Below are 20,391 nucleotides of genomic sequence, written 5' to 3' on the forward strand. Positions count from 1 at the left end.
CAGGAATCCCAGCTTATCGCGGTTCAGGCCGCCCCCTAGAATTGCGCCACCGCAGGAACTGGCGTACGGCACAAACCCTGTGGGAGCGAGCTTGCTCGCGATGGGGCCGTCACCTTCAGCATTGATGCTGCCTGACCCAGCGCCATCGCGAGCAAGCTCGCTCCCACAAGGATTACGGTGTGCGATCCCACAATTTTTTTGCCTTCCCCCCTATCTCAGGAATTTGCAGCAGTGCCGCGTCGCATCAACAGAGCGCTCAAGACGCTCAGTGTTTTGGCTTTAACCCTGGCAATCAGCGGCTGCATCGGAACCGGAGGTATTGCTCCGCAGGGCAAGGCGCTGGAGGCTGATTCGCTGGCCACCGACGAAGCCATCCAGAACGCTGCGCAGGACGCTCACTGGCCCACCGCGCAATGGTGGCAGGCCTATGGCGACCCGCAACTGAACCGCTGGATCGACCTCGCCGTGCAAGGCAGCCCGACCATGGCCATGGCCACCGCCCGGGTGCGCCAGGCCAAGTCCATGGCCGGCATCGCCGAGGCCGCCGAGTCGTTGCAGATCAACGGCGAATCGACCCTCAAGCGCCACAACTGGGCGACCGACCAGTTTTACGGTCCCGGTGAGTTGGCCAATACGACCACCTGGGACAACAACGCCGCTTTGGGCTTCAGCTACGCCCTCGACCTCTGGGGCCGCGAAAGCAATGCCACCGAGCGCGCCGTGGACATGGCGCACATGACGGCGGCCGAAGCGCGCCTGGCCCAGCTCGAATTGCAAAACAACATCGTGCGCGCCTACATCGAACTGTCGCTGCATTACGCACAACGGGACATCGTGGCCGCGACGTTGCAGCAGCAACAGCAGATTCTCGACCTGGCGCAAAAGCGTCTGAACGGCGGGATCGGCACCCATTTCGAAGTCAGCCAGGCCCAAACCCCACTGCCGGAAACCCATCGGCAGATCGACGCCCTGGACGAAGAAATCGCCCTGAGCCGTAACCAACTCGCGGCGCTCGCGGGCAAAGGTCCGGGGGAGGGCGCGCAGTTGCAGCGCCCGACCCTGGCATTGGGCGCGCCACTCAAACTGCCGTCACCGTTGCCTGCGCAACTGCTCGGCCAACGCCCGGACGTGGTTGCTGCCCGCTGGCAAGTGGCGGCCCAGGCCCGGGGCATCGATGTGGCCCACGCCGGTTTCTACCCCAACGTCGATCTGGTCGGCAGCCTCGGCTACATGGCCACTGGCGGCGGGGCGCTGGAATTCCTGACCGGCAAGAAACTCAACTACAGCGTCGGCCCGGCGATCTCGTTGCCGATTTTCGACGGCGGCCGTTTGCGCTCGGAACTGGGCGAAGCCTCGGCCGGATACGACATCGCCGTGGCCAAGTACAACCAGACCCTGGTCAATGCGCTGAAGAACATCTCCGATCAGTTGATCCGCCGCGAGTCCATGGACAAGCAGCAGGCCTTCGCCGCCGAGTCCGTGGCCACGGCGCAGAAAACCTACGACATCGCGATGATCGCTTATCAGCGTGGGCTCACGGACTACCTCAATGTGCTCAATGCCCAGACGTTGTTGTTCAAGCAGCAGCAGGTGCAGCAGCAGGTTCAAGCGGCGCGCCTCAGTGCTCACGCGGAATTGGTGACAGCCCTTGGCGGCGGGCTCGGTGCGGGCAGCGATGTGCCGAAAGACAGCCAGACCGCCGCTCCCAAAACCCCGGCACTTCTCCAGTGAACACAACCCCTGTAGGAGCAAAGCTTGCTCGCGATGGCGCCCATGAGATCGCCATCGCGGGCAAGCCATGCTCCTACAGGCAGGTTTCGAGCCTCGACTGAATATCAATGAGCAGGATCAGATGACTTCCTTGCCCACACCCCTGCGCTGGCTCTACTCCCTCGAATGGCGTCGGGGCTTCTACGACTGGGCGCGCAGCGATGGCGTGACCTGGGTCTACATTTTCAAGGTGCTGCTCGCCGCGTTCCTGACCCTGTGGCTGGCCATGCGCCTGGAACTGCCGCAGCCGCGCACGGCGATGATCACCGTGTTCATCGTGATGCAGCCACAAAGCGGTCATGTGCTGGCCAAGAGTTTCTATCGCTTCCTCGGCACGCTGGCCGGGTCGACGGTGATGGTATTGCTGATCGCTTTGTTCGCGCAGAACACCGAACTGTTCCTTGGCTCGCTGGCGATCTGGGTCGGCCTGTGCACCGCCGGTGCGGCGCGTTATCGCAACTTCCGCGCCTACGGTTTTGTGCTGGCCGGTTATACGGCGGCGATGGTCGGTTTGCCGGCATTGGCGCATCCGGACGGCGCGTTTATGGCGGCGGTCTGGCGGGTGTTGGAAATCTCCCTGGGGATCATTTGCTCGACCCTGATCAGCGCCGCAATCCTGCCGCAAAGTGCCAGCGCCGCGATGCGCAACGCCTTGTATCAGCGCTTCGGCGTGTTCGCCCTGTTCGTCACCGACGGCTTGCGCGGGCGCAGCCAACGGGAGGCCTTTGAAGCGAGCAATGTGCGCTTCATCGCCGAAGCCGTGGGCCTGGAAGGCTTGCGCAGCGTGACGGTGTTCGAAGACCCGCACATGCGTCGGCGCACTGGGCGACTCAGTCGCTTGAACAGCGAGTTCATGAGCATCACCACCCGCTTCAACGCGCTGCACCAATTGCTCGAACGCTTGCGCAGCAGCGAGGCGGATCACGTGGTGGCGGCGATCAAACCCGGTTTGCAGGACCTGGCCGAATTGCTCGACGGCTTCAGCGGCCGGGGGTTGACCGATGCCGATGCCGCGCGTCTGGTCACGGCGTTGACCGCGTACAAGGAAGGCTTGCCGGCGCGGGTGCGCAGCTTGCGTGCGATCTTCCAGGAGAGCGAGCCGAGCGACGCCGAGCAACTGGATTTCCACACCGCGTACGAGTTGCTCTATCGCTTCGTCGATGACCTGCACAGTTATGCCCAGACCCACGCCTCACTGGCCGATCACAGTCACGCTCGGGAACAGTGGGACGAACCCTTCACCCCGCAAACCAACTGGCTGGCCTCGGCGGCGGCGGGGATTCGTGCGTCATTTATCCTGGTGGTGCTCGGCAGTTATTGGGTGGCCACGGCGTGGCCGAGCGGGGCGACGATGACGTTGATTGCTGCCGCGACCGTGGGCTTGTCCGCCGCCACGCCGAACCCGAAACGCATGGCATTCCAGATGGCTTGCGGCACCTTGCTCGGGGCGCTGATCGGCTTCGTCGAAATGTTTTTCATCTTCCCGTGGATCGATGGTTTTCCGTTGCTGTGCGTAATGCTCGCGCCGGTGATCGTGCTTGGTTCGTTCCTGACTTCGCGCCCGCAATACGCCGGGATTGGCCTCGGGCTACTGATCTTCTTCAGCACCGGTTCGGTGCCGGACAACCTCACGGTCTACAACCCCTACACCTTTATCAACGACTACATCGCCATGGTCCTCGGCATGCTGGTGTGCGCCGCCGCTGGCGCGATCATCCTGCCGCCCAACAGCCGCTGGTTGTGGCGGCGGCTGGAGCAGGATTTGCGCGAGCAAGTGGTGTACGCGATCAGCGGCAAGCTCAAGGGCCTGGGCTCGAGTTTTGAAAGCCGCACCCGGGATTTACTGCACCAGGCCTATGGCTTGGCGGTCGGTTCGCCGCAGGTGCAACGGGACTTGTTGCGCTGGATGTTCGTGGTGCTGGAAGTCGGCCACGCGATCATCGAGTTGCGCAAAGAACAGGCGATTTTGCCGGTGCACCCGGCCTATGCCGAATCCCAGCCATGGCGCCAGGCGATCCGGGTGATGGGGCGTTCGCTGGTGCGACTGTTTCTGCAACCGAGCCAGAGCAATCTCGAGCGCGGGTTGATCGCGGTCGATCACGCGATCAGCCGCGTGCAAGCCACCGACGAACCCTTCGCCCCGCACTTCGATACCTCGGCGTTGCGCCGGGTGAAGAGTTACCTTCACTTCATCCGCACGTCATTACTGGACCCGCAATCACCGCTATCCGGCTACATAAAAGCTACGGCCAAAGGAGTTGAACATGCCGCGTGAAATCGCCTTCCACGGCGTGTACATGCCGACCATGACGCTGATGTTTTTCATCGCCGCGGCACTGGCCTGGGCGCTCGACCGCTTCCTGTCCGGGTTCGACTTGTACCGCTTCTTCTGGCACCCGGCGCTGCTGCGCCTGAGTCTGTTTACCTGTCTGTTCGGCGCCCTGGCGCTGACTGTCTACCGTTGAGAACGTTCCGATGAAAAAGCTCTTCAGCCTGCTCGCCACCCTGCTGGTGCTGGCCCTCGCCATATGGATCGGCCGGACGTTGTGGGTGCATTACATGGACACACCATGGACCCGCGACGGCCGGGTGCGCGCCGACATCATCAACGTCGCCGCCGACGTCACCGGCGAAGTGGTGGATGTGCCGGTGCGCGATAACCAACTGGTGAAGAAAGGCGATTTGCTGATGCAGATCGACCCCGAGCACTACCGCATCGCCGTCAAACAGGCGCAGTCGATGGTGGCCTCGCGCAAGGCCACGTGGGAGATGCGCAAGGTCAACGCCCATCGCCGCGCCGACATGGACGCCCTGGTGATCTCCAAGGAAAACCGCGACGACGCGAGCAACATCGCCGACTCGGCCCTGGCCGATTACCAACACGCCCAGGCGCAACTGGAAGCAGCGGAACTGAACCTCAAACGCACCGAAGTGCGGGCGGCGGTGGACGGCTACGTCACTAACCTCAACGTCCATCGCGGCGACTATGCGCGCATCGGCGAAGCAAAAATGGCCGTGGTCGATATGAACTCGTTCTGGGTCTACGGCTTCTTCGAAGAAACCAAACTGCCTCATGTGCGGGTCGGCGATAAGGCCGATATGCAACTCATGAGCGGCGAAGTGCTCAAGGGGCATGTGGAGAGTATTTCTCGCGGCATCTACGACCGGGATAACCCGGAGAGTCGTGAGCTGATAGCCGACGTGAACCCGACGTTCAACTGGGTGCGGCTGGCTCAGCGGGTGCCGGTGCGGATTCACATTGATGAAGTGCCGGAAGGGGTGCTGTTGGCGGCGGGGATTACGTGCACGGTGGTGGTGAAAGCCGGGTTGTAACGCCCGGCTCCCAACGCATAGGCCTAAACCTCACCAGCCCGCGGGGCATGAGGGCTGGTGCCAGATTTGTTATTTCAACTCCAGTACGCCCATAACACCCCTAAAGCGCCGCCGAGGCCGAGGGGGTTTCCTCCAAAGACAAATCGGTTGCCCAGGCGCCGTTGCATAAATGCAGGTTTGGCGACGGTGAGGGTGTCCTCGCCTACGTAGCCATTGTTGCCGAAGCTGGTATCGACAAGCCCGTTGTCGAGAAAACGCCCGAAGTGCACTGAACTGTGGGTGCTGACGACGGTTATCCGACGGTCAGCGTCGATGAAGCCTGCGTGCCAGTTGTCACCCAGGTGCTGGTCAAGCTGGGTCAGGACCGGTTCCCCTCGGTTGAAATGCAGGTTCGGCTGCCCGTCTGCATGCCTTCCTACCAACAGGCCTTTCACGGGTAGCTGATGGCCGTCCTCGCCTCTGTCGATACCTGACTTCCCGATGGCTACAAAACCGTCATCGGCTGTTTTCACCAGTGCATGCAGGGTGGTGTCCGCGATGTCCAGGACATAGACCCCCGGGTTGGCTGGCTCACCGAATGTCCTGTCCAAAGTACCGTCCTGGTTGTAACGGGCAAAGTAAGCCTTCGTTGCACCAGCGTGAGTAACGTCGCCGGCGATCAGAATTTTGTCGCCCATCAGTTGCAAGGCATTGACCCAGGTTGGATCGGCGCCGTCATTGAGAAAGACGTTCACGCGACCGGTCGTATTGAAACTTCGATCCAATTCGCCTTTCGGGGTGACTCGATATAGAACGCCGCTGACTCTGCTCTGATTCCCCGGAGCGTAATAAGTCGCGCTGATGACAATCTTGCCGTCAGGCTGGATCGCAAGTTCGGTTGAGTCGTCCTCGAGTTCTTCTATCGGCAGGTTTCTCAGGATCAGATGACCCTTTACTGCAAAATCAGGGTCCAGGACGCCCTCTGTGGTGAAACAAGAGAGGGTCAAATGGCTCGGAGGAGATTCAGTTTCCGAGGCCAATTTCGTAAAGCCAAGCATATAAATGCGTTCGCCATGAACGGCGACCTTGCCGCCTCATCCGTTAAACGACGGTTGGTATTGCCCGAACGTAAAGCCATCAATCGCGAAGGTTTCATCAAGGCGTCCATGCTCATCCATACGGGCCAGTCCGTAATAAAAATTTACGTACCCAGGTCCCTCGTCATCCTCGTCGTGGGATACGGCGAGACCCACGATGATTTTCCCTGAGTCTAATGTGCAAACACCTTTGACTTGACGGTCAGAGCCATTGATATGCGGTAGCAGTTGCAGCGAGAGCTTTCCCGGAGACAGTGGGTCGCCGCCAAAATCATCATCCGGGGATCCAGGTTTATGATCATTGCGAGTGTTCATCCTGTTGTCCTATGTAGATCATCACGCCAGGTGAGTTGCGAAGGGGATAAACATCCCTTCCGGTGCCAGTAGAAGCCTGTGCTGCGCGCCACAGCGCGTCTACTGTCAGAACTTACAGGTAGCGACACCTTTCGGACGGACGGATCATGTCTTCAGTCAGTGGGACAAAACGTCTCCTGCAAATGCCGCCAGACCACCCGCCCGGATTCGAGTTTTTCGAATACCACGGTAGACCGCCGATCCGAATGCAACCCCGTCGCATCGGTCTGCTTTTCGCGATAACTCACCGTGGCACCGCGCTCATGCAATGCAATCCCACGCAGCTCGCCAAGCTCGATCCTGAACCCGGTCTTCTGCCCGCCCGCCATCCGAAACAACACGCTTAATGCCTCCAGGTCCAGAACCCGGCCCAGCGGCGAGACCATGGAAAACTGCGGCGAGAAACGGGTCAGCAGTTGTTCTAGCGCGGCTTCGTCTTCTTCATGGGCGAACCACTGCTCGATGGCCACATGGGCCTGGATCACTTCGTCAAAGTAGTCGGTGTAGTCAGTCATACGGATTTTTCCTGAAGGGGGGCAGAGGTTAGCAGGGCGAGGATTTTCGTCGAGTCGAAGCGCAGGACGGCGGTCATCGGCACCAGTGTCAGCAGGGCGGCGGCGAGGAAGCAATAGTGGAAGCCTCCAGCCCCCAACGCGCCAAGCAACGAACTCAACAGCGCCGCGCCGAGGCAGAAGCCGAGCTGGCGATTGATGTTCCACAGGGCGCTGGCGTGGCCCATTTTTTCCGGCATCACGCCGACAAATGCCAAGGTCTGCGCGGTGACGCTGCACAGACTGCCGCCCAGGCCCATCACGGCGTAGGCGAGGATCAGCCGCGCAGCGGCGGGTTGTTCGATGCGCATCAGCAACAGGATGCCCAGGCATTGCAGGATCATGCCGGCGATCAGCAACGGCTTGGGGCCAATGCGGTTGAAGGTACGTTTGCCCAGCGCGATTGCCACGCCCGAACCTGCTGCCCACGGCAACATCAACGCACCGGTTTGCGCCGCGCCGACACCGAGGTCGTGCAGGTACAACACGGCAATCAGGTTGGTCCCGGTAAAAATGCCGGGCACGAACAGGTAGATCAGCATCGCCAGGCGCAGGGACGGGTTCTTGATCAATGGCAGGTCGAGAATGGCTTCGGGTTTGCGCCAGCCATCGCGCAGGTACAAGCACAGGATGATGATGCTGAGTATCAGGACGCCGACGCCAAGGTGGCGGCTGTCGACATCGCTTAACAGGCTCGCGGCGATCAACAACCCACTCAGGGCCGAGATCGCCAGCAGCAAGCCACGGGCATCCAGCGTCGGGCGTTCGGTGGCGGCTGGATCGGCTTTCAACCAGAGCAGGCCGAGCCCGAAGGTCAGCAGCGCCACCGGCACGTTCAAGTAGAAAATCCAGCGCCATGACAACATTTGCACAATCAACCCGCCGGCCATCGGCGACAAGGCCGGGACCATCAGCGCCACCAGCAACACCACGCCGGTGAAATGCGCACGCCGGGCCGGTGGAAACTGGCGATAGGCCAAGGCCTGGCCGACCGGGAGTAACAGCCCGCCACCGAGCCCTTGCAACAGCCGCCAGCCGATCAGGCTTTCAATCGATCCTGCCTGGGCCACCAGTGCCGAGGCGACCCCGAACACCAGCAGCGAGGCGAGGATCAGCCGCCGCTCGCCGAGCCGCGCCGCCAGCCACACGCTCATCGGAATGATCAGCGTCAGCCCGAGCATGTAGGCGTTGCTGATCCATGCCAGTTCGGTGACCGAGGCGTGCAGTTCGCGAGCGATGTCAGGGTAGGCAATGCTCGCCACAAACATGTTCAGCAGGTCGAGGGCAAAGCCCAACAAATACACCAGCGCGACTTTCGAGCGATAGGCCATGGCGAACTCCCTGTGATAAGACGTGCAGGGTAGGGCGTCGACAGGGTTAGGAAAACGCTGGTTTGGCTGCTAGTTTGTCAAAATCATTTTGACAAGGAGCGCCGCCCACATGGTGAGTCTGGACCGATTCGATACCTTCAAAGCTGTGGTCGAGGCCGGATCGTTGACCGCTGCGGCCGAGACATTGGGGCAGACCCGTGCCGTGGTGAGCTTCAATCTCAAGCGGTTGGAAGAAGAGCTGGGCGTCACCTTGCTCACGCGCAACACCCGGCAACTGGCCCTGACCGATGCCGGCGAACGCTTCTATCAACGTTGCCTGCGCACCCTCGACGAAGCCCGCCTGGCGATCGAAGAGGCCCGGTCCGAGCATTCACAGCTCAAGGGCACTTTGCGCATCACCACCACCGTGGAGTTCGCCCTGGCCCAAGTGGTGCCGGCGCTGGAAGTATTTCGTGAGCAACATCCGCAGTTAAACATTCACCTGTCCACGTCCTCGACCCACGCCGACCTGATCTCCGAGCGTTTCGATGTGGCGATTCGGCTGGGCCGCATGCACGACTCCAACCTGCGGGCAGTGCAGTTGTCGACGTTCGAGATTTTTGCCGTGGCGGCGCCGGGGTTGATCGAACGTTTCGAAGCCGTCGATACGCTGGCCGCGCTGGAATCGTTACCGACCCTGGGGCATGGGCGAGTGCCGGAAATGACGGTGACCGACCCGGCCGGGACGGAGCATGTGTACCAGCCAAAACCGGGGAAAACCGCGATTGTCGCCGACAACTCGGCAACGTTGCGGGCCTTTGCGTTGACCGGGCAGGGTGTGGCGATTTTGCCGCAGTGGCTGGTTCAGGAGGATTTGGAGGCGGGACGGCTGGTGCATCTGCTGGCTGATCACCGGTTCGCTCAACAAGGGGTTTATGCGTTGTACCCGGATACCCGGCACCTGCCGCTGAAGGTGCGGGCGTTTATTGATTTCATGAAGGGGTGGTGTTGAGGTTTCTAGTGACTGTGCTGACGCCATCGCGGGCAAGCCTTGCTCCTACAGGTCAGCGTCGTACGCCAATCATGCGAACGACACCCCGGGCCTCTTCGTTGGTAAGGCGTCTTACAGTGGCGCCTGGCTTAGGATGACTTCGGCCTTCTTCACGGCATCCGTTACGTCCAGTTCTTTGTCACTGAGCAGCGCCATGACCTGCGGATTCTGCAGGACATTGGCATTGGGACTGTGCAGCTGAGCCTGTCGTGAAATGATCACATACGCGTAAAACTGATCACGGGTACTGAACTCGGGACGAGCACTCACCGTGGCCAGTGTGTTCTCCATAAAGGCATGGCGATCTGTCGGCGAGAGTCCCTTGAAGGTGTCGGGGAATTGCAAATGGATGTTCGCCGAGTACACCGCGATGTTTTCCTCTCGCGCTTGCTTGCTCACCTCGTCCTTGCTGGTCACGTTCTTGCTCAGTTGCTCGTAACCTTTTTCGCCTTCGCTGAGTTGCTGCGGGTTCATTCGTTGTTTCAGCGAGTCGACCTGTGCCGTGTCGTCGAGGACTCTGGCCCAACTGTAAGCCAGGGGCAGATTGGCTTTTTTTGTATGCATACGAATCAGGGTTTGCTGGGAATCCGGATCGCCATGGCGTGCCGAGCGTTCCAGCCAACGTATACCGAGGTCGAGGTCCGGCGTCTGTCCGTACATGCCATAGGCAAAGCTCTGGAACATGCCGAACTCGGCGCACGAGTCATTTCTGACCGCGGAATACGCCATATAGCCGAAGGCTTCCCGGTCGCGTTGGGCGCTGTCCTTGCTCGTGTCCTTTTCCGCGATGCTGGCCAGATAACACAAGGCCCGCTCATGGGTGGGCGCGGCCATGATCAGGCAGCTGCGGGCTTGCTCAGGCTTTTCGTCGTTGTACAACTGGTAACCGATGCCGTAGAGCAGATCGCTGTCCATGTCGAGGTTGCAATACTCGTTGGCAACGGCTTGCGGTAACAGCTCCTTGAGGCTGAGCTTGGGCAAGGTGGCGTTCAGCGTCTCGTCTGGCGATGGCGCGCCGCAGCCGACAAGCGCGGTGGCCAATGCCAGCGGCAGCAGGTTTTTACATTTCAATGGATATTCCCTGATCGGCGATTGAATAGAGATCGCATGGCACGGGCAGGGGAAGAGCGGGAAGGCAAAGCAATCCGTGCTTCGGTTTTAATGCCAGCGATTCCATGCTGCTTGAGTCGGCGTAAACGCGTCGAATTTCTCAAGTGCGCGCATTCTACTGAAAGCACCCGGGCATACAAACCTGTATGGATGCGGCACCGGCGGTGTGATCGAGCAGCGCGCGCTGCTGAGTCTGATGATGATTGTGACGATCTGGCGCGATTAGACCGGTTTGCCACGCTCAGAGTTGGCGATTCAAACCAAACCGCTTCATCAAGGTCGACTCCAGCAACCCCTTGGGCAGCAGCGTCGCCAGCAGTGGCAGAGCCCGGCTGCCATTGCCGATGCGGATCAGCCGTGGCGGTTTTTCCTGCTGCACTGCCTTCAGCAACACTGCGGCAAACTCTCCGGCTGGGGTTGGTTTGTCCTGGGACGCCTTGGCCCGTGCGCGAATGCCCTCACGCAGCGGCCACCACGGCGATTGTTCGCTGATCAGTTGCTCGGCTTCGTGGCCGGCATTCTTGGCGAAACTGGTGTCGATGGCACCGGGTTGGACTTCCATCACGCGGATGCCGAATGGCGCCAGTTCCATGCGCAAGGCATCGCTCAGGGCATGCACGGCGGCTTTCGAAGCGCAGTAGGCGCCGGCGAATGGCGTGACCAGAACGCCGGATACGCTGCCGATATTCACGACCAGACCCTTGGCCCGACGCAGCACTGGAAACAGCGCACGGGTGACACCCACCACCGCAAACACGTTGGTTTCGAACTGGCGCTGCATCGCCGGCACGCCACCATCGAGCAGCGGCCCCATGGCGCCATAACCGGCGTTGTTGATCAGCACATCGAGGCCGCCATGTTGCTGATTAATGCGCCCGCTCAGTTGATCGAGTGCCGCGCCATCGTTGACGTCCAGTTGCACTGCGGTGAAACCGGCCGCCGCCAGTACGGCCACGTCTTCAGCCTTGCGGGCACTGGCCCAGACTTCGTAGCCGGCGGTTTTGAACACATCGGCCAGGGCGCGGCCGATGCCGCTGGAACAACCGGTAATCAACGCAACGGGCATGGCGCGGTCCTTGTGCAAAAGTAGAAAGGGGATCAGTCGGAGAAACTACCCTGTAAACGCTCGGCGCGAAACTCCAGGGTTTGCGGGCGGTAACCGGGGCGCAGCGGTGGCAATGGCAAGCAATCTTCCCAATTGGCGCCGGCCTGCAATTCGCCGGGGCCGCGATAACGCGGGGCGGCGTATTGATTGTCGGCCAGGTTCACCGTGTCGCCGGGCGCGTAGGCGGCGATGCGCCAACGCAGTTCGGTCAGCGGCACGTCGTTGCCGTTGTTCATTTTCAGCAGCAGCGGGCGGTCTGCCGGGCAGTGTTCGGGAGCGTAGCTGATGCGCAGCTCAAGGCGCGCCAGTTGCTTGACCTCGCGGTTGTCCAGCCAGATCACCCAGGTGGCGACCAGACCCAGGCCCACAGCGGCGGCCACCGACACGGGAAACGCCTTGGCGGGGTAGCGCAGCAACAGGATCAGCCAGGTGATGACCAGCAGGACGCCGATGAACATGTGTGAACGCTCCTTGAACTCATGGCGACCATCCTACCGAAGGGCTGAGGGAATGGACATTCGTCGATCAAGGTCTGTAGCCGTTGGTCGGCACTGTAATTTCTGACAGTAGCCTGGAATATTCACCAGCGGTTAGATGACCGCTGGTAAACAGGGACGACACGGGCATGCCGGCCTCAACGATGCTGCACCACAAAACACCAGGATTGTCCGTTGTCGATTCGCGTGGCCTGACGGTCCGTTCGGTTGAGTATTGGCGCGAGGTCGAAGGCGTCACCGCCCAGGCACGCATCAACCGCACGTTCCACGATGCCGCAGCACGTAGGGTTGAACAGTGGGACCCACGGCTTTGGGCGTTGCAAAAAGAAGATCCGCTGACGCCCGTCAACCTCACAACGTTGTTCTCGATGACCGGTAACGCGCTGTTCACTGACAGTGTCGACGCCGGTTGGCAGCTCAGCTTGCCGGGTCTTGGCAACGAGGTGTTACTGGGCTGGGACAGCCGAGGTGTGCGCCGTGAGATTGAGTACGACGACTTGCTTCGCCCTGTGGCCGTTTTCGAACAAACCGCCACGCAGCCACGGCACTGTGTCGAACGCATGGAATATGGCACTCCCGAACAGGGCAGCCAGACGCAGAATCAATACGGGCAGTTGATTCGTCACGATGACCCCGCCGGTCGCTTGAACTTCGCAGCGTTCAACCTCATTGGCCGGTGTGTTGAGCAAACTCGACTGTTCGAGGGTGATGCATCAAACGCTCACTTCACCACACGCTGGCGTTACAGCACGCAGGGCGAGGTATTGGAGCAAGTCGATGCCAGGGAAAACCGCCTTGCCTTCGAGTTCACACTCGACGGTCGGTTGCGCGAAACCCGGTTGCAGTTAAAGGACCAGAACGGCTGGAAATCGCTGGTGCGCGATATCCGCTACAACGCCGAGGCGAAAATCGAGCAAGAAACCGCGGGCAACGATGTGCAAACGATCCTCACGTATTGCCCTGAAGACGGTCGCTTGACAGAGCGTCGGGCCTACAGCGATCAGGTCGGATTACTGCAACATCTGCTCTACGCCTATGACCGAATGGGAAACATCCTGAGCATCGAGGACAAGGCGTTGTTGCCCCGCTACTTCAATAATCAGCGTGTCGATCCCATCAGCGTCTTTAGCTACGACAGCCTTGATCAATTGATCAAGGCGTCTGGCTGGGAGGCGGGCAGCGCCAATCAGGGGCCGGCATCGGTGGGGCGGAGCGATCCGGCGGCGGTCAGTAACTATCAGCAGGTCTACCGCTATGACGAGGGTGGCAATCTACTGAAACTGACGCACGTCGGCGCGCAGAGCTCGGGGCGTGAACTAAAAGCCGCCCGGTACAGCAATCGCTGTCTGCCGTATCGCAATGGCGTGCCGCCCAGCGAAGACGAAATCGCCGCCGCGTTCGATGCCGGCGGTAATTTGCTTGAGCTGGATCAGGGCCGGTTGTTGACGTGGAATTCGCGTAGCCAGTTGCAATCGGTCAGCCCGGTGGAGCGCGAATCCGGACGCAATGACAGTGAGTCGTATGTTTACGACGGTGGCGGTCAACGGGTGCGCAAAATTCGCACGTTGCAGACCCATGCCCGGACGGTGGTGGCTGATGCGCGTTACTTGCCTGGACTTGAACTGCGCACCGATGACGGGACTGCGCAGAGGTTGCAGGTGGTCACCGCTCGGGCGGGTCTCAACAGCGTGCGAGTGCTGCACTGGGAGACCGATCCACCCCACGGCATACGCAACGATCAGTACCGTTACAGCCTCGTCGATCACTTGGGTTCTTGCACGCTGGAGCTTGCGAGTGACGCGCGAATTATCAGCCGGGAAGTCTATTACCCGTTTGGCGCAACCGCCTGGTTTGCCGCCGATGATGTGAATGAAGTCAGTTACAAAATCATTCGTTATTCGGGCAAAGAACAGGATGCCACAGCGCTTTATTACTACGGCCTGCGTTATTACGTGCCGTGGTTGCAGCGCTGGCTCAACCCGGATCCGGCCGGCGGCATCGACGGCCATAACCGCTACCGGGCGATGCGCAACAATCCACTGGTCTATGCAGACCCCGATGGCCGAGTGCCGAACCAGACGTCCACCACCGAGTCTCGCGATCAGATGTATCACCACCTGGCGCAGCAAGGGCTGGTGACCCAGGTGCAAGCGGCGGGCATGCAACCGATACGCAATTTTTTTGAGGACAGCCCGGATCCGAATGTTCAAGCCTATCGCCGGGAAATACCCCGGGCCTTGCAGGAGTTGGGGGCCAAGGACAGCTCTAATCTGATGAACACCCACCAGGCCCATGTGATCGCCGCCGCTCGTACCAATACCGCGTCACCCTCGGGCGCGGTGCTCTATCACTCGGGTGAGGTCATGTCCTCGGTGATGAGCACGGTGATCGGCGAAGACATGACCAGTCGGATCATGGGACCGTTGTCGGTGGCCTTCAACAGCCCGGTCGAATCGCCGGAGGTCCTGGCGGCCCGGCGCGATACCGTGGCCTCGGGGTTCGTGGTGGGCGGCAAACTGGCCATGCATGCCAGCCATCCGGCCCTGCAATTGGTCGGTGCCGTGAGCGTGGCGATGGGCAACGCGATGAAGCAGTCGGAAGCCCAGACGGTCATTCAGCACCGGATACTGAGCAACATCGCTGTATCCGGAGCGTCCCAGGCACCGGCACCGGCGGTGGAGCCAGGCGTGGTGTTTGAACGGTTGCATGATCAGGTCGTGCCGGGCTCGCGGCCGTCGCTGTTCGCCGAGGTGTCTGACCCGACTACGCCAGCCCCCAGCGCTTTCGCGCAGGAGCTGTTCGCGGCAGCATTTGCCCCGTCGCAAAACGTGCCGTCGCCCGAACCCATGCGACGGTTCAAGGGCGGGTCGGCTGCAATGGCGCGAAAGATGTCGCGGACGTAGAGGCAAAAAAAAGCCCCCGACGAACCCACTGCGGATAGGGAAAACGCAGTGGGCTCGACGAGGGCTTTTTATTTCGCTAAACGCTTACTGCGCGATGGTTTTCACCGACACGCCGCGTTCAACCGGGGTGGAACGACCGTAGATATCTTCGAAGCGCTCGATATCGTCTTCACCCAGGTAGCTGCCCGATTGCACTTCGATGATCTCGAGTGGAATCTTGCCTGGGTTGCGCAGACGGTGGACCGAGGCGATCGGGATGTAGGTCGACTGGTTTTCGCAGAGCAGGAACACGTTCTCGTCGCAGGTCACTTCAGCGGTGCCGCTGACCACGATCCAGTGTTCGGCGCGGTGGTGGTGCATTTGCAGCGACAGGCACGCGCCCGGCTTGACCGAGATGTGCTTGACCTGGAAACGACCGCCCATGTCCACCGAGTCATAGGAGCCCCACGGACGATAGACTTCGCAGTGGTTCTGGGTTTCGCTGCGGCCCTGTTCGTTGAGGGTGTTGACCATCTGTTTCACGCCTTGGACCGAGTCCTTGTGGGCGATCATCATGGCGTCCTTGGTTTCGACGACCACGATGTTTTCCAGGCCGATCACCGACACCAGTTTGCCGTTGCCGTGGATCATGCAGTTCTTGCTGTCCTGAATGACCACATCGCCTTTGGACACGTTGCCATTGGCGTCTTTTTCGTTCACTTCCCACAGCGACGCCCAGCAACCGACATCGCTCCAGCCGGCGGTCAGCGGTACGACGCAGGCGCGCTGGGTTTTTTCCATCACGGCGTAGTCGATGGAGTTGTCCGGGCAGCAGGCGAAGGTGGCTTCGTCGAAGGTGATGGTGTCGTTGTCTTGCTCGCTGCGCTCAAGGGTCAGCAGGCAGGTGTCGTAGATGTCCGGGTCATGCTTTTTCAGCTCTTCGAGGAAGCGGCTGGCGCGGAACAGGAACATGCCGCTGTTCCAGAAATAACCGCCGGATTCGACGTATTCGGTGGCGCGCTTGACGTCCGGTTTCTCGACAAAATGCGAGACGCGGCTGACGCCTTCGGGCAATAGCGAATCGTTGGTGGATTTGATGTAGCCATAACCGGTTTCCGGTTTGGTCGCCGGTACGCCGAACAGCACCATTTCGCCGTTTTCCGCCGCGACGGTGGCCAGGGCCAACGCGCGTTGCAGGGCTTTCTGGTCTTCCAGCACGTGGTCGGCCGGCAGCACCAGCATCAACTCGTCGCGACCTTCATTGACCAGCATCATCGCGGTCAGGGCCACGGCCGGCGCGGTGTTGCGACCGAACGGTTCCATCAGGATGCGCTGCACTTCGAGATTACGGGTGCTCAGCTGCTCGTTGACGATGAAGCGGTGGTCCTTGTTGCAGACCACGATCGGGGAGTCCATGCCTTCGAACACCAGGCGTTCCAGGGTTTGCTGGAACAGGGTGTGCTCGCCGGTCAAGGCCAGGAACTGTTTAGGAAACTGTTTACGCGAAAGCGGCCAAAGACGTGAGCCGCTACCACCTGACAAGATTACCGGAATCATGTTGTTACTCCTTAAAATCGATTTGGTTAGAGCTACTGCGTTCTGTCGTTTCACTCTTGTTCTTATTCCGTAGCCTGACTGGCGCTGCGGTCCAGTGTGGGAGCGAGCCTGCTCGCGAAGGCGGCGTATCAGTCGACATCGATGTTGAATGTCAGACCGCTTTCGCGAGCAGGCTCGCTCCCACAGGGGAACCGAGCCGGTCAGGCAAAATGATTAGCGCGTCGAAACCGGGCGCTTCACCCACACTGGCGACAGGCTGCTGCCGCTGCCGGTGACGTACAGCACCGCTGCTTCACCGCGTTCCAGGGCAACCGGTTTCACTTCGCCGACTTTGGTGGCGCCGTCGTACAGGGCCAGGCTGACTTTCACCGGGTTGATTTCACGTTCGCCACGGCCCTTGGCCGCTACCGACGGAACCACTTCGGTCTTGCCGTCGGCGGTTTTCAGGGTCAGGGCCTTGTCGCTCAGGTTTTGCACGCGGACCAGGGATTTCTGCTTGTTCTTGAACGGCGGCTCTTCGATCAGTTGCGGCGCGCCGCTGGCGTTGTTGACCAGGGTGTAATAGTGGTCGCCGGCGAGTTTCACCGGCAGGCTCTGGCTGCCGACCTTGGCGCTGTAGTCGCCGCCCGGCATGAAGCTGAAGTCGCTGCTGGCCAGGGGCGCAACATCGTTCACAGCGGTGGTGCCGACGGTGGCGCTGACTTCAGCATTACTGGCGTTGTAGACCCGCACGAAGGACGAGCCTTTCGGTGCGGTCGGGCCGTAGAGTGCGGCGTCGCCAGCGAAGGCGGACATCGACAGAACGCTCATGCCTGCAACGAGTGCGAAGGTCTTGGCGAGACGGCGAGGAGTAGTAGTGAAAGTCATGGGTGTACCTCTCTCTTTCAGTTTTGCGCCCGGTCGGGCGTCTCGGATTTAGTGTTTGCGGCTACGTTTTGTTGGCGCACGCCAGCTTCTTTGAGCTCTGCGACCCACTGCGGGTCGGCGTCACCGATTTCGTTGTTCACAGGCAGATAACGTTCAGGAAACTCCCAGATCAGCACCTGTGGCGGGCTGTTCTTGAAAGCATCACTTTTCAGGTAGCTGAGCATCGGCAGAATCGGGCCGTGGCCGTCCTCGGCGTAATTCACCACGTCGCTTTTCAGCGCTTGCTTCAGCGCACCGACGAAATTCCAGTTCGGGTTGGCGCTGTAGCTGGTGCCGATCAGGGCCACCGGCACTTCGCTGTTGGCGAACAGGGCATCGTCAGCGGCAGGCTGATCGTCAGCCGCCACGGTGTTGCGCTTCTGCAGCGGCTCGGTGGCCGGCATCAGGTTTTCGAACAGCGGATCCAGCGGCAGGAACAGTCGCAGATCGCCCTTGTGGGTGACTTTTTCCGCCGGTGTCGTGACGAAGTTTTGCGGTTCGCCGCTGAGCGGGGTTTTCGCGGCAATGGTCTTGGCCAGGGTTTCGGCGGCGATTTGCGCGCCTTCTGGAGTCCAGTGGGTGTCGGTGCGCAGGAACACTTGCTCACCTTTCAACTTGGCCTGATTGAACGGGCCGAGCAGGTCGGGGGCGAGGATCTTGTCCGCCGCCACACGAGCGTGGAAGTCCTGATACAGATTGGCGTGGATGCTCGCCGGTTTCACTTCACCCAGGTGTTCCGGGTACAGGCGAACCTTGGCCGGCACGATCGCCATCACCAGTTTCACGCCTTTGGCTTTCAACTGTTGGCGCACGCCTTCGACCAGCGCGTAGTTGCCTTGCAGGTTCAGTTCTTCGTTGACGATCGGGTTGAATTCTTCATCGCTGTACAACCATTGATCGCGACCGAGCACCACGCCCGGACGACCTTCGTTGAACAGTTTGAAATCCAGCGCGGCCCAGAGGTTGGTGCCCAGGCGCTTGATCGGGAACTCGGCGTCGTAGTGCGTCTCCACGGCTTTGGTCCAGCGGCCGTTGAGCACCGTGGTTTCGGCACTGGTGCTGAACCCGAAGAAGCTGCGCGTGGACCACAGGCCCAGGACCAACAGCGTCACCAGGAACAGGGCGATGTAGAGGATGCGTAATGAGCGGGTCATGGTCAGATCCCTCAGAACTGGAAGTAAAGGAACGGCGAGAAGCTTTGCGCCGAGAGTTTGAAAATCGAGGCGATGAACAACACCAGCACCAGCGTGCGCATCACGTAACGCGACCAGTCAGCGGTCCAGTAGGCCGGTTGCACGGTGGCTTCAACGCCAACGGTGTAGCCCGGTTCGTGGATGCTGGCCGGGTTGTCGCCCGGTACGGCTTTGATCATTCCAGAAGTCGCGGTGGCCGGGCCATCGGCCTCGACGTTCACCACTGGCTTGGTCTTTTCTGGCGGCAGGTTGGTGTAGAAATCCCGAATGCCGAAGAACGCCAGGGTCATGTAAGCCACCACCAGGGTCGCCACTTGCAGGCCGGTGAGGCTGGCCTGGTTGAGTTCCGACAACGACCATTCACCGAAGCTGAACATCGCGCCGTACATGCGACCGGCGACGTGCAGGTTTTCCGAGCGGAAGATCACCCAGCCCATTACCACCAGCAGGAACGTCAGGGCCCAGCGGATCGGGTTGATGCTGCGTGGCGAAGTGTTCAGGCCCAGGGCCTTTTCGATCGCCAGCCACATGCCGTGCCACGCACCCCAGACGATGTAGGTGATGTTCGCGCCGTGCCACAGACCACCGAGCAGCATGGTCAGGAACAGGTTGCGATAGGTCATCAACGTGCCTTTGCGGTTACCGCCCAGCGTGATGTACAGGTAGTCACGCAGCCAGGTGGACAGGCTGATGTGCCAGCGCCGCCAGAACTCGGTGATCGACTGGCTGATGTACGGCTGCTTGAAGTTTTCCATAAAGCGGAAACCCATCATCAAGCCCAGGCCGATGGCCATGTCGCTGTAGCCGGAGAAGTCGAAATACAGTTGCGCGGTGTAGGCCAGGGCGCCGAGCCAGGCGTCGCCCGTGGTCGGGTTCTGCAAGGCGAAGCAATGGTCGGCCACCACCGCGAGGGTGTCGGCGATGAACACTTTCTTGATGAAACCCTGCATGAACCGCGTGGCACCTTCGGAGAACTTGTCGAGGGTGTGGGTGCGGTTGTTGAACTGGTCGGCGAGGTCGCGGAAACGCAACACCGGGCCGGCAATCAAGTGCGGGAAGATCGCGACGAATGCAGCGAAGTCGATCAGGTTGCGGGTCGCCGGGGTATCACCGCGATAGACGTCGATGATGTAGCTGATGGACTCGAAGATGTAGAACGAGATCCCGATCGGCAATAGCACGTGGGTCAGGATGAACGGCGACAGACCGACCGAGGTCATCATCGCGTTGATGCTGTCGACGCCGAAGTTGGCGTACTTGAAGTAGCCGAGGATGCACAGGTCGACAGCCACGCCCAGAAGCAACCAGCGCTGGGCCGGTTTGGTCCGAACGCCCGCCGCACCGACTTTGAGGCCGATCCAGTAGTTCCACAGCGTGACAGCGGCGAACAGCGCAAGGAAGTCCACGCGCCACCAGGCATAGAACACATAACTGGCGATCAGCAGCAGCAGGTTGCGATAGCGAATCCCGCTCAAGTAATACATGCCGAGAAAGATCGGCAAGAACAAAAACAGGAACACATTGGACGAAAATACCATCCCGATCTCTCCATGTTTAACCAACAGTCAAGGGCCAACGGCCCCCCCAAACCCCCCACCGGAAAACGGGGGACACATCACACACAAAAACCTGGGCCTTGCACTTACCCTGTGGGAGCGGGCTTGCTCGCGAATGCGGTATGCCAGCCGACATCATT

General features: G+C 60.5%; 17 protein-coding genes. 6 read left to right on the forward strand and 11 right to left on the reverse strand.

The window, feature by feature from the left end; translation table 11 throughout:
- Positions 1-231 precede the first annotated feature (231 nt).
- From BK665_RS11220 to BK665_RS11235, 4 genes are all read left to right on the forward strand, one after another.
- Entirely contained in the window at positions 232-1,731 is a 1,500-nt protein-coding gene (locus BK665_RS11220; protein ID WP_123405444.1) for an efflux transporter outer membrane subunit, read from the forward strand.
- Positions 1,732-1,852: 121 nt separating this feature from the next.
- Positions 1,853-4,045 carry an FUSC family protein gene (locus tag BK665_RS11225; RefSeq protein WP_123405446.1) on the forward strand — a complete coding sequence of 731 codons (2,193 nt, stop codon included), beginning with the start codon at positions 1,853-1,855 and terminating at the stop codon, positions 4,043-4,045.
- The gene (locus BK665_RS11230; RefSeq protein WP_007896379.1) at positions 4,035-4,235 is read left to right on the forward strand and encodes a DUF1656 domain-containing protein; all 201 of its coding nucleotides are present in this window, start codon (positions 4,035-4,037) and stop codon (positions 4,233-4,235) included. The genes BK665_RS11225 and BK665_RS11230 overlap by 11 nt, the downstream gene beginning before the upstream one ends.
- 10 nt (positions 4,236-4,245) lie before the next feature.
- Positions 4,246-5,103, forward strand: a complete 858-nt coding sequence (locus tag BK665_RS11235; protein ID WP_123405448.1) for an efflux RND transporter periplasmic adaptor subunit — start codon at positions 4,246-4,248, stop codon at positions 5,101-5,103.
- Positions 5,104-5,177: 74 nt separating this feature from the next.
- Here the strand turns inward: BK665_RS11235 and BK665_RS11240 are convergent, their stop codons facing one another.
- The 4 genes from BK665_RS11240 to BK665_RS11250 form a co-directional block, all read right to left on the reverse strand.
- The gene (locus BK665_RS11240) at positions 5,178-6,140 is read right to left on the reverse strand and encodes an NHL repeat-containing protein (RefSeq protein ID WP_259699597.1); all 963 of its coding nucleotides are present in this window, start codon (positions 6,138-6,140) and stop codon (positions 5,178-5,180) included.
- A gap of 36 nt (positions 6,141-6,176) precedes the next feature.
- Positions 6,177-6,494: a hypothetical protein gene (locus BK665_RS34780; protein WP_259699598.1), complete on the reverse strand. Its 318-nt coding sequence runs from the start codon at positions 6,492-6,494 to the stop codon at positions 6,177-6,179.
- 152 nt (positions 6,495-6,646) lie between these two features.
- Positions 6,647-7,048: a DUF4440 domain-containing protein gene (locus tag BK665_RS11245; protein WP_123405450.1), complete on the reverse strand. Its 402-nt coding sequence runs from the start codon at positions 7,046-7,048 to the stop codon at positions 6,647-6,649.
- Complete coding sequence (locus BK665_RS11250; protein ID WP_123405452.1) at positions 7,045-8,415, reverse strand: MFS transporter; 1,371 nt, start codon at positions 8,413-8,415, stop codon at positions 7,045-7,047. The genes BK665_RS11245 and BK665_RS11250 overlap by 4 nt, the downstream gene beginning before the upstream one ends.
- 109 nt (positions 8,416-8,524) lie before the next feature.
- Between BK665_RS11250 and BK665_RS11255 the strand changes: the two genes are divergently transcribed.
- On the forward strand, positions 8,525-9,406 hold the full coding sequence (locus tag BK665_RS11255) for a LysR family transcriptional regulator (protein WP_123405454.1): 882 nt from the start codon (positions 8,525-8,527) through the stop codon (positions 9,404-9,406).
- A 111-nt stretch (positions 9,407-9,517) separates the two neighbouring features.
- Here BK665_RS11255 and BK665_RS11260 read toward each other — a convergent pair whose 3' ends face one another.
- The 3 genes from BK665_RS11260 to BK665_RS11270 all read right to left on the reverse strand — a co-directional run bounded on the left by BK665_RS11260 (position 9,518) and on the right by BK665_RS11270 (position 12,118).
- Positions 9,518-10,516 (reverse strand): SEL1-like repeat protein, encoded by a 999-nt coding sequence (locus BK665_RS11260; protein WP_185076496.1) that lies wholly within the window; start codon positions 10,514-10,516, stop codon positions 9,518-9,520.
- A gap of 280 nt (positions 10,517-10,796) precedes the next feature.
- A complete protein-coding gene (locus BK665_RS11265; protein ID WP_123405458.1) occupies positions 10,797-11,621 on the reverse strand; it encodes an SDR family oxidoreductase in 825 nt (274 codons plus the stop codon).
- A gap of 32 nt (positions 11,622-11,653) precedes the next feature.
- On the reverse strand, positions 11,654-12,118 hold the full coding sequence (locus tag BK665_RS11270) for a multidrug transporter (protein ID WP_123405460.1): 465 nt from the start codon (positions 12,116-12,118) through the stop codon (positions 11,654-11,656).
- A gap of 167 nt (positions 12,119-12,285) precedes the next feature.
- Here BK665_RS11270 and BK665_RS11275 point away from each other — a divergent pair, with 167 nt between their 5' ends.
- Positions 12,286-15,060, forward strand: a complete 2,775-nt coding sequence (locus BK665_RS11275; protein ID WP_123405462.1) for an RHS repeat-associated core domain-containing protein — start codon at positions 12,286-12,288, stop codon at positions 15,058-15,060.
- Positions 15,061-15,144: 84 nt separating this feature from the next.
- Here the strand turns inward: BK665_RS11275 and BK665_RS11280 are convergent, their stop codons facing one another.
- The 4 genes from BK665_RS11280 to BK665_RS11295 all read right to left on the reverse strand — a co-directional run bounded on the left by BK665_RS11280 (position 15,145) and on the right by BK665_RS11295 (position 20,233).
- A complete protein-coding gene (locus BK665_RS11280; RefSeq protein WP_123405464.1) occupies positions 15,145-16,596 on the reverse strand; it encodes a mannose-1-phosphate guanylyltransferase/mannose-6-phosphate isomerase in 1,452 nt (483 codons plus the stop codon).
- A 213-nt stretch (positions 16,597-16,809) separates the two neighbouring features.
- The gene (locus BK665_RS11285) at positions 16,810-17,463 is read right to left on the reverse strand and encodes an alginate O-acetyltransferase AlgF (RefSeq protein WP_123405466.1); all 654 of its coding nucleotides are present in this window, start codon (positions 17,461-17,463) and stop codon (positions 16,810-16,812) included.
- Between the two features lie 17 nt (positions 17,464-17,480).
- Complete coding sequence (locus BK665_RS11290; RefSeq protein ID WP_123405468.1) at positions 17,481-18,656, reverse strand: alginate O-acetyltransferase; 1,176 nt, start codon at positions 18,654-18,656, stop codon at positions 17,481-17,483.
- Positions 18,657-18,667: 11 nt separating this feature from the next.
- Positions 18,668-20,233: an MBOAT family O-acyltransferase gene (locus tag BK665_RS11295; RefSeq protein ID WP_123405470.1), complete on the reverse strand. Its 1,566-nt coding sequence runs from the start codon at positions 20,231-20,233 to the stop codon at positions 18,668-18,670.
- Positions 20,234-20,391 lie beyond the last annotated feature (158 nt).

Origin of the sequence: Pseudomonas frederiksbergensis (assembly GCF_003732665.1) — a bacterium.
Taxonomy (GTDB): domain Bacteria; phylum Pseudomonadota; class Gammaproteobacteria; order Pseudomonadales; family Pseudomonadaceae; genus Aquipseudomonas; species Aquipseudomonas frederiksbergensis_G.